The organism is Allobosea sp. GW821-FHT10B12 (assembly GCF_059415545.1).
Genome location: NZ_JBWKNL010000001.1, coordinates 1,026,917 through 1,041,023 on the forward strand (window position 1 = coordinate 1,026,917; position 14,107 = coordinate 1,041,023).

Below are 14,107 nucleotides of genomic sequence, written 5' to 3' on the forward strand. Positions count from 1 at the left end.
GGGTGATGTTGATTTAGTAGCACAAACCTCAGTTTGTGCTACTAAATCGGGATGCAGCGCATTCCGCTCAACATCCAGACGCTTTACGCCGATCTGCAGCAACAGGTCGAGACGGCGTCATCGGACGAGGCGACGGTCGTGGCGACGACTGTCGCCGGCATCCGCTATCTGCGCCTGCAGCGCTGGGTCGGGACGAGCCGCACAGTCGAGCATCTTGGTCGCGCCGATGATCCCGACGTGCTTGCGCGCGCCGAGGCCGCCCGCACCGAGATGGCGCGACGGGAAGAGCGCCGCCGCCTGGTCGCGGCGCTGCGGCGCCTCATTCCGGGCCCGACCGCTGCGCTGGGAAAGGTGGCCGATGCCATCGCCCATGCCGGTCTGTTCCGGCGCGGCGCCGTGTTGGTCGGCACGGCAGCTTATCAGTGCTATCCGCCACTGCTCGGCGCCGTCCTGCCGGCAGCGACGGTGATGACGCAGGACCTCGATCTCGCCACGGCCGATCTGGCGCTTGATGCGGATGTCGAGAGCGAGAGCATGCTGACGATCTTGCGGCGTGCCGAAACCAGCTTTTCCGCCGTACCGGGGCTCGACCCGAAAGCGCCATCCTCGCGCTTCCGCAACGCGCAAGGGTTCGTCGTCGATCTGTTGACCCCACTGCGTCGTCGCAGCGACCGCGACCCGATGCCTCTCAAGGAGCTCGCCGCCGGCGCGACGCCCCTCCAGCATCTCGACTGGCTGATCGCGGAGCCGATCCCCGCGGTCGCTCTGCACGGCGCGGGTGTTCCGGTGATGTTGCCCCAGCCGAGCCGTTTTGCGGTTCACAAGCTCATCGTCGCGCAAAGGCGCGGCGCGCATGAGATCATCAAGAGCCGCAAGGACCTCGCACAGGCGAGGGCGATGATCGAACTGCTGCGCGCCGACGCTCCCTATGCCTGGCAGGATGCGCTGGGCGATGCCATGCGACGTGGCCGGGATGGTTGGTCGAGGCCGATCGAGCGCTCTTTGGCAATGCTCGGCCTCGAACCTTGAATCAGCGTACCGGCGGCGCGTACTGCAGGCCGCCCTGCGTCCACAGGCGGTTCATGCCGCGCGGCAGGTTGAGCGGCGATTTGGTGCCGAGATGCCGATCGAAGCTCTCACCGTAATTGCCGACCGCCTTGACGATGCGCACCACCCAGTCGTTGGAGAGGCCGAGGCCCTCGCCGAACTTGCCCTCGGCGCCGAGCAGGCGCTTGATCTCGGGATTGGTCGATTTCGCCATCTCCTCGACATTGGCCTGGGTGATGCCGAACTCCTCGGCGTTCAGCATGGCGTAGACCGTCCAGCGCACGATATCGAACCAGCCGTCGTCGCCCTGGCGGACCCAGGGACCGAGCGGCTCCTTCGAGATCATCTCGGGCAGCAGGTCATGCTCGGCCGGGACCTTGAGCTTCATCCGGTTCGCCGCCAACTGTGACAGGTCGGTGGTGTAGGCGTCGCAGCGGCCGGCCTCATAGGCCTGGATCGTCTCGTCGAGGCCGGCATAGGCGATGACCTCGTATTTCATGCCGTGATTGCGGAAATAATCGGCGAGGTTGAGCTCGGTGGTGGTGCCCTGCGCGACGCAGATCGAGGCGCCGTTCAGTGCCTTGATGTCCTTTACGCCGGTGCTCTTGCGGACAAGGAAGCCCTGGCCGTCGAAATAGTTGATCGCGGTGAAGTTGAGGCCGAAGCCGGCGTCGCGGCCGAGCGTCCAGGTCGTGGTCCGCGAGAGCACGTCGATCTCGCCGCTTTGCAGCGCCGTCAGCCGGTCCTTCGAGGCGAGCGAGATGTACTTCGCCTTCTCCTGGTCGTTGAAGATCGCCGCTGCCAGGCCCCGGCAGAGATCGGTGTCGAAGCCGCGCCATTGCCCTTGCGCATCCGGCAGCGAGAAGCCGGCGACGCCCTGGCTGGTGCCGCAGACCAGGTGCCCGCGCTGCTTGATCCGCTCCAGTGTCGTCTGGGCCTGGGCAGCGATCGGAAGCGCCGCCGCGAGGCAGAGGCCCGCCAGAGCGCTGCCGAAATTACGGGCGCGGTGTGCTGAAATTCCGAGCATGAGAATCCCTTGATTATTGGCCCGCCGATCTAACCGCGCCTGCGCTGAGCGAGCCAGAGTTATTTATTTGGCTAATAGACTAGGTGCTGCATCCAAACCTGTCTCTGCCGCGTACTGAATGGGCCTGTAACTCTGGAGCTCTGTCCGGCATGTCCGATCCCGTCCTCGTCATCGCCCGCGCCAGGGTCCTTTCCACAGAGCGCGAGCGCTTCGTCGCGGCGGCGCGCGACTGCATTGCGGCAACGCGTCGCGAGCAGGGCTGCCTCGGCTACGACATTTGCGAAAGCCTCTCCGATCCCGGCTTTTTTCTCAGTGTCGAGAGCTGGGAGAAGCGCGCCGATGTCGACCGGCACATGCAGCAGACCCATCTCCAGGCCTTCCTCGCCATCGCCGGGACTTGCGTCAGCGCCGCTCCGGTGATCGAAGTGGTGGAACCGCGATCGGTCGATCGCCTCTGATCCATCACGCCACGGGTTTCGTCATGCAGCGCGCCATCTCCGTCGTCCGCAAGGCCGCGGTCAAGCAGGACCGGGTCGTCGAGACGCTGACTCTCGACCATGAGGACCGCAATCGCCGCCGCGTCGCGCTGAAAGGCGATGGCGGGCAGGACATCCTGCTCGACCTCGACAAGCCGACCGCGCTGAACGACGGCGACGCCGTCAAGCTCGAGGACGGCTCGCTCGTGCTGATCAAGGCGGCGGCGCAGAAGCTGATCGAAATCACCGCCGAGAACCCGCTGCGGCTGGCGCGTGTCGCCTGGCATATCGGCAACCGCCACACCCCGGCCGAGATCACCGCGACCGCGATCTATATCGAGCACGACCATGTGCTGGCCGAGATGGTCCGCGGCCAGGGCTGCGCGATGGCCGATGTCGAGCGGCCATTCCAGCCGGAACGCGGCGCCTACGACCATGATCACGCCAATTGCGGCCATGACCATCACGGTCACGATCATCACGATCACGGTCATGAGCACGGCCACGACCACGACCATTCCCATGCCGGCCACAGCCATGATCATGGCCACGAGCATCATCACGGGCACGAGCACGCCCACGGCGCCGCCTGCGACTGCGGCCATGACCACCACCATCATGACGACCACGGCCACAAGCACGATCATGGCCATCACGGCCATGAGCACGGCCACAAGGGCCACAAGCACGATCACTGAGCCATGCAGGGCGCGCTGCTGCCCCTGATGGTCTGGCTCTCGCCGGCCTTTCCGGTCGGCGGCTTCGCCTACTCGCACGGGCTGGAATGGGCTTTCGAGACCGGCGATCTCACTGATGCCGAGGGCCTCGCCGACTGGCTCGATGCCCTCGTCGAGCACGGTGCGTTGCGCAATGACCTCATCCTCTTCGTCGCCGCCTGGCGTGCGAGCGGGGAGGGCGATGTCAAGGCGCTACGGGAGATCGCGGAACTGGCGCTCGCTCTGGCGAACTCGGCCGAGCGCCGACTGGAGACGGTGACGCAGGGCAACGCCTTCGTCTCGGCGCTTGCCGCCGCCTGGCCCTGCGCCTCAATCGACGCGCTGCGCGCCGCCTGGCCGGGCGATGTTGCCTATCCCATCGCGGTTGGCGTCGCCGCCAGCGGCCATGGCCTGCCGCTGGCGCCTTCGCTCGAGGCCTTCGCGCTCGCCTTCATTGCCAATCTCGTCTCGGCCGCCGTCCGGCTCGGCATCGTCGGCCAGACCGACGGGCAGAAGGTCATCGCCCGGCTGACGCCGGCCTTGCGCGAGGCCGCGGTCCGGGCGGAGGCGATGGCGCTCGACGATCTCGGCGGCTGCGTCTTCCGCTCCGACCTCGCGTCGCTGAAGCACGAGACGCAATATTCGCGATTGTTCCGGTCTTGAGCGGCCGCCAATGGGCTCAGAGCTTGTAGCCTCGCTTACCCAGTTCGGCCTTGATCTTTGCTTCGATGGCCGGGGCGCGAGCCGCCATCGATTGCTGCAGGGTGACAGCAAAGCGCGCCGAGAACTCGGACCCCAAGCGTGCCTGTTTCTTGCCGACGGGGCTCAGGACGAAGGAACGGAGCTGCTTAAGTTCATCGACCTCGAAGCGCTCCTCATAGAAGCGCGCTACGATCTTGGTGATATCGCTCATCATGGGCTCTACTTCGCCGCGTACAATGGGCGCCATTGAAAGTAGAACCTGTCGAAATTCCTCGGATTTATTCGGGGAGTTGCGGACGAATTGGTCGAGCGCAGCCAGCGAAAGCTGATCAAGGTTGACGCTTTCGAGCCCGGCCTGAGTGATCTCGACCGCCAGCGCCCGCTTCTCGTCGGTCGGATTCGTCTGGGCAACGCTCTCGCTCGCCAGCATGCCGCTTGCGATGAATGCGACAGCTGCTGCCATGGCGCGCACATGATGGGCCGGGTTGCCGAAAAGACGCATCATCTTCCTTCGCCTCCCGGATGCGCCATCGCTCGTGACTGTCGCGAGCGTTTCGCGTTACGACTTTGGCCGTTCCGGCAACGCTACGTGTGGCGCATGCAAATGACAATCCAGAGGCGAGCTCACTGATGACCTCTGCTGTTGCACTCGCGCTGGCGCTCGTCCTGGCTGCCATCGCCGCGCTGCATGCCTATTGGGGCCGGGGCGGTCTCTGGCCGGCGGCGAGTGAGGACGAGCTGATCGCCACCGTCATCGGCAATGCCAGGGCAAAGCGCATGCCGTCGCCGGGGCTCTGCTTGCTTGTCGCGCTGGCGATTGCTGTGACGGCCATCTGGCCGCTGCTCCTTGCACCGGTATCCGATACGGCGACCCTGCGCCCGCTGCTCAAGTTCGGCGGCTTCGCGATCATGGCGGTGTTCTTGCTTCGCGGAATCGCCGGCTACCTGCCGGCCTGGCGGCGGCTGCATCCGCGCGAGCCTTTCGCCAGCTATGATCGCCGCTATTACTCGCCGCTTTGCCTGCTGATCGCCGCGGGCTATGCCGTTCTGCTCCTGCAAGGACCCTGATCGATGACCAGCTCTCCCCACGGCCCCTTGCGTGTCGGCATCGGCGGCCCGGTCGGTTCCGGCAAGACCGCGCTGATGGAAGCGCTGTGCAAGCGCATGCGCGACCGCTACGAGATCTGCGCCATCACCAACGATATCTACACCAAGGAGGATGCCCGTATCCTCACCGTCTCCGGCGCCCTGCCGGAGGAACGGATCATGGGCGTCGAGACCGGTGGCTGCCCGCATACCGCAATCCGCGAGGACTGCTCGATCAACCTCGCGGCGGTCGCGGAGATGCGCGGCAAGTTTCCCTCGCTCGACCTGATCCTGATCGAATCCGGCGGCGACAACCTCGCCGCGACCTTCTCGCCCGAGCTCGCCGACCTGACGATCTACGTCATCGACGTCGCGGCCGGCGAGAAGATCCCGCGCAAGGGCGGCCCGGGCATCACCCGCTCGGACCTGCTGGTCATCAACAAGACCGACCTTGCCCCGCATGTCGGCGCGGATCTTGCTGTGATGGACCGGGACTCGAAGACCATGCGCGGCAAGCGCCCCTATGCCTTCACCAATACGCGGGCGGGGGAGGGCGTCGACCTGGTCGTCGATTTCATCGAGACCGCCGGCGGCCTGAAGGCGCCGGTCCTGAGCTGACGAGGACTTCATGATGACGATGCGTGCGACCGGACTCCTTGCCATGCTGCTGACCCTCGCCTCTGCTCCGGTCTTCGCTCATACCGGCGCCGGCCCGATCGACGGCTTCGTCCACGGCCTGATGCATCCGCTGACCGGGCTCGACCATCTGCTGGCCATGGTGGCGGTCGGCCTCTGGGCCGGCCTCATCGGCGGCAGGGCGCGCATCGCCTATCCCGCCGCCTTCGTCGGCACCATGGCGCTGGCCGGCGTCTGGGGCATGTCGGGCGGGGCGCTGCCGGGCGTCGAGATCGGCATCGCCTTCTCGGTGATCATCCTCGGGGCTGCGGTCGCGCTGAAGGCCTCGCCGCCGCTCGCCGCGGGCACGCTCGCCTGCGGCATCCTCGGCATCTTCCACGGTTTCGCCCATGGCGCCGAGCTGCCGGAGAACGCCAGCGGCCTCGCCTATGCGACCGGTTTCATCCTCGCGACAACCGCACTCCACCTTGTCGGCATCCTGCTTGCCGGAGCGCTTGCGGTCCGCGCTCCGCTTCTCGCCCGTGTCGCCGGCGGCGGCCTTGTCCTTGCCGGGCTTGCGATCCTCGCCGGCTGAGGCGGCGTCATCGCCATGTCATGAAGAGCAGCCAAGCGCGCCGTCCTTTCAGCGACGGAGGCGGGGCATGAGTCTGCATATCACCGGTGGCGAGGTGCTGACCGACGCGCTCGTCCGTGCCGACCTGGCCACGGAAGGCGAGACGATCGTCGAGCTCGATGGCGCTGCCTCCGCTACGGCGCTGCGCCTCGATGCAACCGGCCTTTATGTCCTGCCGGGCATCGTCGACTGCCATGGCGACGCCTTCGAGCGCCATATCATGCCGCGTCCGGGCGTCGCCTTCGACATCGACCTGGCGCTGCGCGACGCCGACCGCGCCATGCTGGCGAGCGGCATCACCACGGCCTTCCACGGCGTCACCTGGTCCTGGGAACCCGGCCTGCGCGGCGCTGAGAACGCTCGCCGGCTGGTCGAGCGGATCGCGGCGCTTAGGACCGAGCTTGGCGCCGACACCCGCTTCCATCTGCGCCACGAGACCTTCAACCTCGCTGCCGAGGCCGAGATCATCGACTGGCTCGGCTCCGGCCGTGTCGGCGTGCTCGCCTTCAACGACCATACCGGCGGCATCCTGAAATCGAGCAGCCGGCCGGGCAAGATCGCCAAGATGGTCGAGCGTACCGGGCTGACGCATGAGGATTTCATGGTGTTGGCCGAGAACGTCTGGAACCGCAGGGACGAGGTGCCGGGCTCGATCGAGCGACTGGCGGCGGCGGCGCGCGCGGCCGGCGTCCCAACCATGTCGCATGACGACATGACGCCGGAGATGCGGCGCTGGTATCGTGGCCTCGGCGTCACCGTCGCCGAGTTTCCGATCAACGAGGCGACGACGCGCGAGGCCGCAGCCCATGGCGAGGCGATCGTCTTCGGCGCGCCGAACGTCGTGCGCGGCGGCTCGCATCTCGATTGCCCGGCTGCCGAGGCGATGGTGCGCGAAGGGCTCTGCACCATCCTCGCCTCCGACTACTACTATCCGGCACTGCCGCTCGCCCCCTTCATCCTCGTGCGCAAGGGCGCGACGGACTTCGCCACCGCCTGGCAGCTGGTCTCGCAGGGGCCTGCCGCGGCGCTCGGCCTCTCAGACCGTGGCGTCATCGCGCCGGGCAAGCGCGCCGACCTCGTCCTCATCGCACCGGGGCTGCAGCCGCGCATCGTCGCGACCATCGCCGGCGGCCGGCTGGTCCATCTGGCCGATCAACGCGTCCTCGCGTGATTTGAGCCGATCGGTAGCGGAGGCACGCACGCGATTTTGCTTCAACCTCGCGTTGCTGCTGAATTTGAGTATTATATATCTGGTAATAAGACTGGCTTGCAGCAATCTTGTCTCTCAAGAGCTTTTGTGACCGCAATTCGTTGAGTCGGATTGCAGCTATTAATAGACGAGGGTGAGAGAAAAAATGAAGAATATCTCCCGAAGAGATGCTTTGGAGGCTGGAATTGCTTTCATGACATGGGTATTTAGCAAGGGAGATGCATTCGAGGCTGAAATTAGAAATTTTTTTGAAAATATAGATCTGAGTTGGTCGGAAATTATAAAAAGAGACCCATTTAATGATGGAACCATTGATGTCATAGCCAAAATAAGAAATGCGTTTTCTGATAAAAAAGATTATTTATTTCATTGGTTTGAAGTTGGTAGAAATACAATATTTGTAATGAATGTAGTCGGAACGGGCGCGGAGCGATCCCTTAGTGCTGCCGTTCTGTCGGGGTACCGTAAATATTTGGAGGATGCGGATATTGGAATTGTGGATCGTGATAGATTTGAGGAAATGATGTGGGGGCTTGAAGCAGAAAGTATAGAAGAAAAATCAAAAATTTTAAGTAAATTTAGAGAGAAGCTACGAGAATTGGCCTTTCAGCAAGATAAAGCTATGACTCAGGATATAAAGAAAAATAATAACCCATGGTTGTCTGGGTCATTTTATTTATTTACGGCAATCATAATTGGTTGCTTATTTCTAGTCTCTGCTCAATATGTTTCAATTTTGTATATACCATTTGCAATAATAGCAATAATTCTTGTTTTGACCGTTGTTGGTGCCTTTCAGATAATAAATGACGGGAAGCATAGTGAAGAGGGTTTTTTAAGATTAATGTCTCTTGCGCTAAGAAACTTACCAGACACCGTAGGATTTAGAAAGGATTCAAGCCGTAAGTAATATTCTAGTATTGAGTATTTTGCTATAAAAATGCTCATAATAAAATGATACTAAAATATCAAATTGCAATGATTGTTTAGATTAAATATCATCACCGTTGTTCACTGTATATTTCACGCTGGCAAATGTCATCTTCGAGACGTGCAGGTAATTAGCCCCATTAGGCAGATGGTGTCGTCGAGCATATTCTTAGCGAGGTCAGCCGGGATGCACCAATGCCCTAGCCGGCGGCCTGCGCGAGGCTGATGACCGGCGGCTTCTACGAATGGAACTGCTGCTACGAATATACGCCGCTGACCGAGGCGGGGTACGTGCTGAGATAGCCGGGCGGTTTCGCCGGCAGGCCGCTGCTCAGGACCGAAACGCAGCTGCGATTGCCGTGAGCGTCGCCGCCGCGCGCGGTTGGCTGACGCTTGAGTGCAGGACGATCGGCCGGGTCGGCACGGCGGGAAGCGCGAGGCGGGTTCCGATCTCGCTGAGGCCGGTCGGCGCGGCCTGTCGGGCGAGCAGGGCGACGCCGAGGCCCGCCATCGCGGCGGCGCCGACTGCGGCGGCACCTTCGCCGGTGAACGCTTCGCGCCATGGGATGCCGGCGGCTTCCAGTGCCTCGATAGCCATCAGGCGCAGCTTGCACGGCTCCGGCTGAGCCGCCAGCGGCAGCGGTTCGTCTCTGGCGACCGGGACGTCCGGGGCGCAGAACCAGCCGAATTGCGCGTCCGTCAACAGCTCGCCGTCGCGGCGGCTCTCGTCGTAACGCAGGGCAATGACCGCATCGAGGTCGCCCGCGTCGTAGCGCTGGAGAAGCGCGCGCGTCGAGCCGATCCGCAAGTTCAAGGTCACGCCGCCGTCGCGCTTGCCCGCAGCCTGCAGCAGGCGGGCGAGATCCGGCCCGACCAGATGGTGCGTGATGCCGACCGAGAGGCGAACGCTGTCGGAGGAAAGCGCATCGGTCGCCCGGCGGTGCGCGGCCAGAAACTCGCGTGCGGGGGCAAGGAAGCGCTCGCCGGCGGAGGTGAGGGTGACGCGCCTCGGCGTCCGTTCGAGCAGGCGCTGGCCCAGCCGCTCCTCCAGGCGGCGCAAGCGCAGCGAGGTGGCAGCCTGGGTCGTGTTCAGCAGGCCGGCGGCGCGCGTGAAGGAGCGGTGCTCCGCCACGAGGACGAAGGTCTCGACGGCTTCCGGGTCGAGCGTGAGGCGCATTTCCATAACAAAGTGATATCATTGAAACTGAGGGCACGACAGTTTCGATCGCTTTCGGATCAGTGTTTTGTCACGGCAGCCCCTAGCCAGAGTCCAGCTGCCGATGTCGAAGACAGGTCCGAACCTCGCTCCCGAAGCGGTCGCGAGCCATGCCGAGACTGACCCCTATATCTGGACCGTGCTGACGGTGGCGGTCGCGACGCAAACGGCGGGCTCGTTCGTCTCGCAGGGGGTCTACATCCTCGTCCCGTTCTGGCGGGATGCGTTCGGCGTCTCGCTCGCCTCGGCGGCGCTCGCTGTCACCGCCATGAACGGCACGCAGATCGTGACGATGTATTCGCTCGGCCGCGCGATCGATCGCCATGGCGAGCGGATCGTGGTCGGGCTGGCGATGCTCGGCATGGCACTCGCCATGGCTGCGGCCGCCTTTGTCGACGAGCTGACCGGGTTGTTGGTCTGCATGGCCTTCCTCGGCGGCACCTACGCTGCGGTACAGCCGGGCGGGACGCGGGCGATCATGCGCTGGTTCCCGCCGCGGCATCGCGGCCTTGCCACCGGCTTCCGCCAGGCGGCGGTACCCCTGGGCACGATGATCGCAGCCGCCGTACTGCCCCTGCTCGCGGTGCGTTTCGGCCTGCATGCGGCGGCCTGGTCCAGCGCGACGGTGTCGCTGCTCGGCGCGCTGCTGTTCCTGCTCTTCTACAAGGAGGGCGAGGCGGTGGGGGCCAAGCGCGAGATGCCGCTGCCTCTGCGCGAACTGATCCGGACAGTCGGTGAAAGCCCGCAATTCTGGCCGGTGCTCCGCCTCGGCATCGCCATGTCGGCCTTCCAGTTCACCTTCACGGCCCACGCGATCGGCTATATGGCCGACGCCCTCGCGCTCGGCATGCTCGGCGCGGCGAGCCTGTTCGCGCTGGCGCAGCTTGCGGGGATTCCCGGGCGCGTCATGCTGCCCTGGCTCAGCGACAGGTTCAGGCCCGGGCGACGCTCCCAGTCCTTCGCCGTGACCGCGCTCCTCGGGGCTGGCGCTGCCGCGGTGCTCGCTGCGCTGCCGGCGGCCGTCCCGGCGCCGCTGGCGGCGGTGGTCCTCGTTGTCTTCGGCATCTTCGGGATCGGCTGGTTCCCGCTCTATCTGCTGGGGATCGCCGAGATGGCGCCGCGGAGCTCGATTGCCTCGACGGTGAGCTTCGCCTCGACGCTCTGCCTGTTCGTCATGGCACTGGGCCCTTGGATATTCGGCCTGGTCGCCGACCAGTTCGGCTATGCCTGTGCCTGGGCGCTGCTGATTGTGCCGGTCGTTGCCATGGCGTTGCCGCTGCTGAGGGCGCCGAATCGGCCGGTCGAGCGCTGAGCCGAGGCCCTTGCCTCAGGACAGCTCTTTCAGACCGGCCGGCGTCTCGATCTGCACGCGATAACGCTGTTCGCTGCCACGTACATCCAGCCAGCGTCACCCATGGCGCCAGGAAGTATCGTCGTTTGACTATTTGCGTAACGCAAGCAAATATTAGGACCATGAACTCAGATCAGCGCGTGAACAATCTGCTCGGCGCGTTCGTCATTGCACTGGCTGACGCAATGCGGATCAATATCGAGAATGCTTCAGGCCAAGGCGTCACGGCAGCGGCAGCACTTGCCACCGTGCTCGCCTTTCCGGACAGGCCGATAGATCACTTGCGGAAGATCGTTGGACTCTCGGCCGCGGGGACCACGCGCCTTGTCGACAAGCTGCAGGCCGACGGGTTGATCGAGCGCCGTGCGAGCTTGGATGACGGGCGGTCCCGTGCGGTGCTGTTGACGCCGGCCGGGACCGAGAGTGCGGAAGCGGTATTGAAGGCGCGCCGCTCAGCTTTTTCGCGTGCTTTGACCGTGCTTTCGACGCGCCAGCAAGAGCAGCTGGCGGACATGCTCGACGCGATGTTGACCGCTCTGACGCCAGACCGGGCAACCTGTGAGCTGACTTGCCGACTGTGCGATATCGCCGCGTGCCCCCAAGACATCTGCCCAGTTGAGCTTGCGGCGTTGCGCGCCGAGAGGAGTGACGTGAGTTCCCGTAGAGAGGAGTAAAGATTATGCCGAAGTATCTATTCGCCTATCATGGCGGCAGCATCCCGAAGACCGCCGCCGAAAATCCCGAGCTGATGACGGCGTGGCTGAACTGGATGGACCAGCTGGGTGAGGCTCTCGAGGGCAATATCAACCCGATGGTCGCCAGCAAGACCGTCCACCCAGACGGTGCAGTCAATGATGATGGTGGGCCAAACCCTGTCGTCGGGCTGAGCTTCGTCACGGCCGATGACATGGAGGCGGCTATTCGCATAGCCAAAGCCTGCCCCCATCTCGCTGCAGGCGGTTCGATCGAGATCGCGCAACCGGTCAAGGTGAAGCGCGATCGGTCTTGATGATCGAACGATCTGTCAGGCTCCTCAGCTCGCATACCCCTTGACGCTCGCAAGCGCTGTCATCACGCCGCGCAGCTCCGCCAGGCCGCGTAGGCGGCCGACCGCCGGATAGCCCGGGAACGAGCCCTTCTTGGCGTCGTCGAGCAATTCGTGGCCGTGGTCGGGGCGCATCGGGATGCGCCAATGCCGCCAGCCGCCGGCCTTGCGCCGGGTCTGCTCGGCCATCAGCGCGTCGACCAGGGCGACCATGTCGGTGTCGCCGCCGAGATGCTCGGCCTCCATGAACGAGCCGTCCGGATCCTTGGCGACATTGCGCAGATGCGCGAACCAGATCCGGTCGGCGAAGCGGCGCGCAATCGCCGGCACGTCGTTCTTCGGATTGGCGCCGAGCGAGCCGGAGCAGAGGGTGAGGCCGTTCGACGGCGAGTCGACCGCGCCGAGGATGAAGGCGATGTCGTCCTCGTTCGAGCAGATGCGCGGCAGGCCGAAGAGCGGCCGCGGGGGGTCGTCCGGATGGATGCACATGCGGATGCCGACCTCTTCGGCGGTCGGGATCACCGCTTCGAGGAAGCGCTTCAGATTGGCGCGCAGGCCGTCATGGCTCATGTCGGCATAGCGCGCGAGGATGCGCTTCAGCCCTGGCACGTCGTAGCGGTCATAGGCACCGGGCAGGCCGGCCATGATGTTGGCCATCAGCTTGGCCCGGTCTGCTTCCGAGGAGCGTTCGAACCACGCCTTGGCCCTGTCCATCACCTCGGCGGAATGACCCTCGTCGGCGCCCGGCCGCTGCAGCATGAAATGGTCGACGACGACGTATTCGTGCAGGTTGAAGCGCAGCGCCGTGCCGCCGCCCGGCAAGGGCTGGGCGAGGTCAGTGCGGGTCCAGTCTAGCACCGGCATGAAATTGTAGCAGACCACCTCGATGCCGCAGGCGGCGAGGTTGCGCAGCGACTGGCGGTAATTGGCGAAGATGGTTTCGAGGTCGCCTTCGCCGATCTTGACGTCCTCGTGGATCGGCAGGCTCTCGACCACCGCCCAGCGCAGGCCGAGGCTCTTGTCGGCTTCGATGATCGCCTTGCGCTTCTCGATCTCCTCGACGCTCCAGACCACGCCATAGGGGATCTGGTGCAGCGCGTTGACGATGCCGCGCGCACCCGCCTGCCGGGCCTGGGCGAGCGTCACCACATCGTCCGGGCCGAACCAGCGCCAGGTCTGTTCCATCGTCGTCTGTCCTTTTTGGGCTGCCGTCTGTCGCGGCGTCGTCAGGTGGGTTTGCTGAGCCCGCCGCTCGCGGCGAAGGCTTCGACATGGTCGCGGGCGATCGCCTCGATCGCATCGAAGACGGTGCGCAGATGCGCACGCATGGTGCGCTCGGCCTTCGCCTCGTCGCCGGACGCGACCGCGGCGGCGATCTCGCGGTGCTCGCGCAGGATCATGTCGGACCAGCCGCTCGTCTCCAGCGACAGGCAGCGGACACGGTCGAGTTGTGCCTTGACGCTCTCGATCAGGCTCCAGACCGAAGGGTGGCCCGAGAGCCGCGAGAGCTCGGCATGGAAGGCTTCGTCGCTGCGGAAGAAGCCCGCCCGGTCGCCATCGGCCAGCGCCTGCTCCTGCGTCCGGATCAGAGCGGCGAGGGTCGTTCGCCCGTCCTCGTCGATGTTCTTCGCCGCCAGCGCGACCGTGCGGCATTCCAGCGTCTCGCGCACGAACTGGCTGTCATAGACGGCGGCGAGGTCGATCGGCGCGACGAAGGTGCCGACCTGCGGCACGACGACGAGGAAGCCGTCCTCGACCAGCCGCTTGAACGATTCGCGCACCGGCGTGCGGCTGACGCCGAACTGCAGCGCCATACGCGCTTCCGAGATCGATTCACCCGGACGCAGCACCGCGTTCAGGATGTCGCCGCGCAGCGCCCGGTAGATCTGGTCGGTGCTCTGTCTCGCCGCGGCGATGCCCATTGCCAAGCTCTTGTTCACTAGTATACTAGGATACCGGCCCAAACGGAGGCGTCAACTCCGAAAGCCGCGAATTCAGTAAGCGCCGGTGCTAAAAGTGCTGCAAGAGCGCGCTTTTCACGGGCTGGGGAAA

17 protein-coding genes are annotated in these 14,107 nt (G+C 64.4%); 12 read left to right on the forward strand and 5 right to left on the reverse strand.

Annotation, left to right across the window (positions count from 1 at the left end; translation table 11 throughout):
• Window positions 1-51 precede the first annotated feature (51 nt).
• A complete protein-coding gene (locus tag AC07O0_RS04920; protein ID WP_494620531.1) occupies window positions 52-1,029 on the forward strand; it encodes a GSU2403 family nucleotidyltransferase fold protein in 978 nt (325 codons plus the stop codon).
• A 1-nt stretch (window position 1,030) separates the two neighbouring features.
• On the opposite strand, the gene AC07O0_RS04925 is transcribed toward AC07O0_RS04920, so the two are convergent.
• A complete protein-coding gene (locus tag AC07O0_RS04925) occupies window positions 1,031-2,074 on the reverse strand; it encodes an amino acid ABC transporter substrate-binding protein (protein WP_494620533.1) in 1,044 nt (347 codons plus the stop codon).
• Window positions 2,075-2,223: 149 nt separating this feature from the next.
• Here AC07O0_RS04925 and AC07O0_RS04930 point away from each other — a divergent pair, with 149 nt between their 5' ends.
• Genes AC07O0_RS04930 through AC07O0_RS04940 form a run of 3 tightly spaced genes read left to right on the forward strand, consistent with a single transcriptional unit; the run spans window position 2,224 to window position 3,929 of the window.
• Window positions 2,224-2,532, forward strand: a complete 309-nt coding sequence (locus AC07O0_RS04930; protein ID WP_494620535.1) for a putative quinol monooxygenase — start codon at window positions 2,224-2,226, stop codon at window positions 2,530-2,532.
• Window positions 2,533-2,555: 23 nt separating this feature from the next.
• Window positions 2,556-3,248, forward strand: a complete 693-nt coding sequence (locus AC07O0_RS04935; protein WP_494620537.1) for an urease accessory protein UreE — start codon at window positions 2,556-2,558, stop codon at window positions 3,246-3,248.
• A 3-nt stretch (window positions 3,249-3,251) separates the two neighbouring features.
• Window positions 3,252-3,929, forward strand: a complete 678-nt coding sequence (locus tag AC07O0_RS04940) for an urease accessory protein UreF (RefSeq protein WP_494620539.1) — start codon at window positions 3,252-3,254, stop codon at window positions 3,927-3,929.
• 16 nt (window positions 3,930-3,945) lie between these two features.
• On the opposite strand, the gene AC07O0_RS04945 is transcribed toward AC07O0_RS04940, so the two are convergent.
• Complete coding sequence (locus AC07O0_RS04945) at window positions 3,946-4,473, reverse strand: DUF2059 domain-containing protein (RefSeq protein WP_494620541.1); 528 nt, start codon at window positions 4,471-4,473, stop codon at window positions 3,946-3,948.
• 125 nt (window positions 4,474-4,598) lie between these two features.
• On the opposite strand from AC07O0_RS04945, the gene AC07O0_RS04950 reads away from it, so the two are divergent.
• From AC07O0_RS04950 to AC07O0_RS04970, 5 genes are all read left to right on the forward strand, one after another.
• A complete protein-coding gene (locus tag AC07O0_RS04950; protein ID WP_494620543.1) occupies window positions 4,599-5,036 on the forward strand; it encodes a DUF3995 domain-containing protein in 438 nt (145 codons plus the stop codon).
• A gap of 3 nt (window positions 5,037-5,039) precedes the next feature.
• Window positions 5,040-5,672, forward strand: coding sequence for an urease accessory protein UreG (gene ureG / locus AC07O0_RS04955; protein ID WP_454025915.1), 633 nt, complete (start codon window positions 5,040-5,042; stop codon window positions 5,670-5,672).
• A 10-nt stretch (window positions 5,673-5,682) separates the two neighbouring features.
• A complete protein-coding gene (locus AC07O0_RS04960; protein WP_494620545.1) occupies window positions 5,683-6,264 on the forward strand; it encodes a HupE/UreJ family protein in 582 nt (193 codons plus the stop codon).
• A 67-nt stretch (window positions 6,265-6,331) separates the two neighbouring features.
• Window positions 6,332-7,474, forward strand: a complete 1,143-nt coding sequence (locus tag AC07O0_RS04965; protein WP_494620547.1) for an alpha-D-ribose 1-methylphosphonate 5-triphosphate diphosphatase — start codon at window positions 6,332-6,334, stop codon at window positions 7,472-7,474.
• A gap of 184 nt (window positions 7,475-7,658) precedes the next feature.
• Window positions 7,659-8,423: a hypothetical protein gene (locus AC07O0_RS04970; RefSeq protein ID WP_494620549.1), complete on the forward strand. Its 765-nt coding sequence runs from the start codon at window positions 7,659-7,661 to the stop codon at window positions 8,421-8,423.
• Between the two features lie 351 nt (window positions 8,424-8,774).
• Here AC07O0_RS04970 and AC07O0_RS04975 read toward each other — a convergent pair whose 3' ends face one another.
• On the reverse strand, window positions 8,775-9,626 hold the full coding sequence (locus AC07O0_RS04975; protein WP_494620551.1) for a LysR family transcriptional regulator: 852 nt from the start codon (window positions 9,624-9,626) through the stop codon (window positions 8,775-8,777).
• A gap of 97 nt (window positions 9,627-9,723) precedes the next feature.
• Between AC07O0_RS04975 and AC07O0_RS04980 the strand changes: the two genes are divergently transcribed.
• The 3 genes from AC07O0_RS04980 to AC07O0_RS04990 all read left to right on the forward strand — a co-directional run bounded on the left by AC07O0_RS04980 (window position 9,724) and on the right by AC07O0_RS04990 (window position 12,019).
• Window positions 9,724-10,971 (forward strand): MFS transporter, encoded by a 1,248-nt coding sequence (locus tag AC07O0_RS04980; protein WP_494620553.1) that lies wholly within the window; start codon window positions 9,724-9,726, stop codon window positions 10,969-10,971.
• Window positions 10,972-11,150: 179 nt separating this feature from the next.
• Window positions 11,151-11,684 (forward strand): MarR family winged helix-turn-helix transcriptional regulator, encoded by a 534-nt coding sequence (locus AC07O0_RS04985; RefSeq protein WP_494620554.1) that lies wholly within the window; start codon window positions 11,151-11,153, stop codon window positions 11,682-11,684.
• A gap of 5 nt (window positions 11,685-11,689) precedes the next feature.
• Window positions 11,690-12,019, forward strand: coding sequence for a YciI family protein (locus tag AC07O0_RS04990; RefSeq protein ID WP_494620556.1), 330 nt, complete (start codon window positions 11,690-11,692; stop codon window positions 12,017-12,019).
• A 24-nt stretch (window positions 12,020-12,043) separates the two neighbouring features.
• On the opposite strand, the gene uxuA is transcribed toward AC07O0_RS04990, so the two are convergent.
• Window positions 12,044-13,240, reverse strand: coding sequence for a mannonate dehydratase (uxuA, locus tag AC07O0_RS04995; protein ID WP_494620558.1), 1,197 nt, complete (start codon window positions 13,238-13,240; stop codon window positions 12,044-12,046).
• A gap of 41 nt (window positions 13,241-13,281) precedes the next feature.
• Entirely contained in the window at window positions 13,282-13,977 is a 696-nt protein-coding gene (locus AC07O0_RS05000; protein ID WP_494620560.1) for a GntR family transcriptional regulator, read from the reverse strand.
• Window positions 13,978-14,107: the final 130 nt, after the last annotated feature.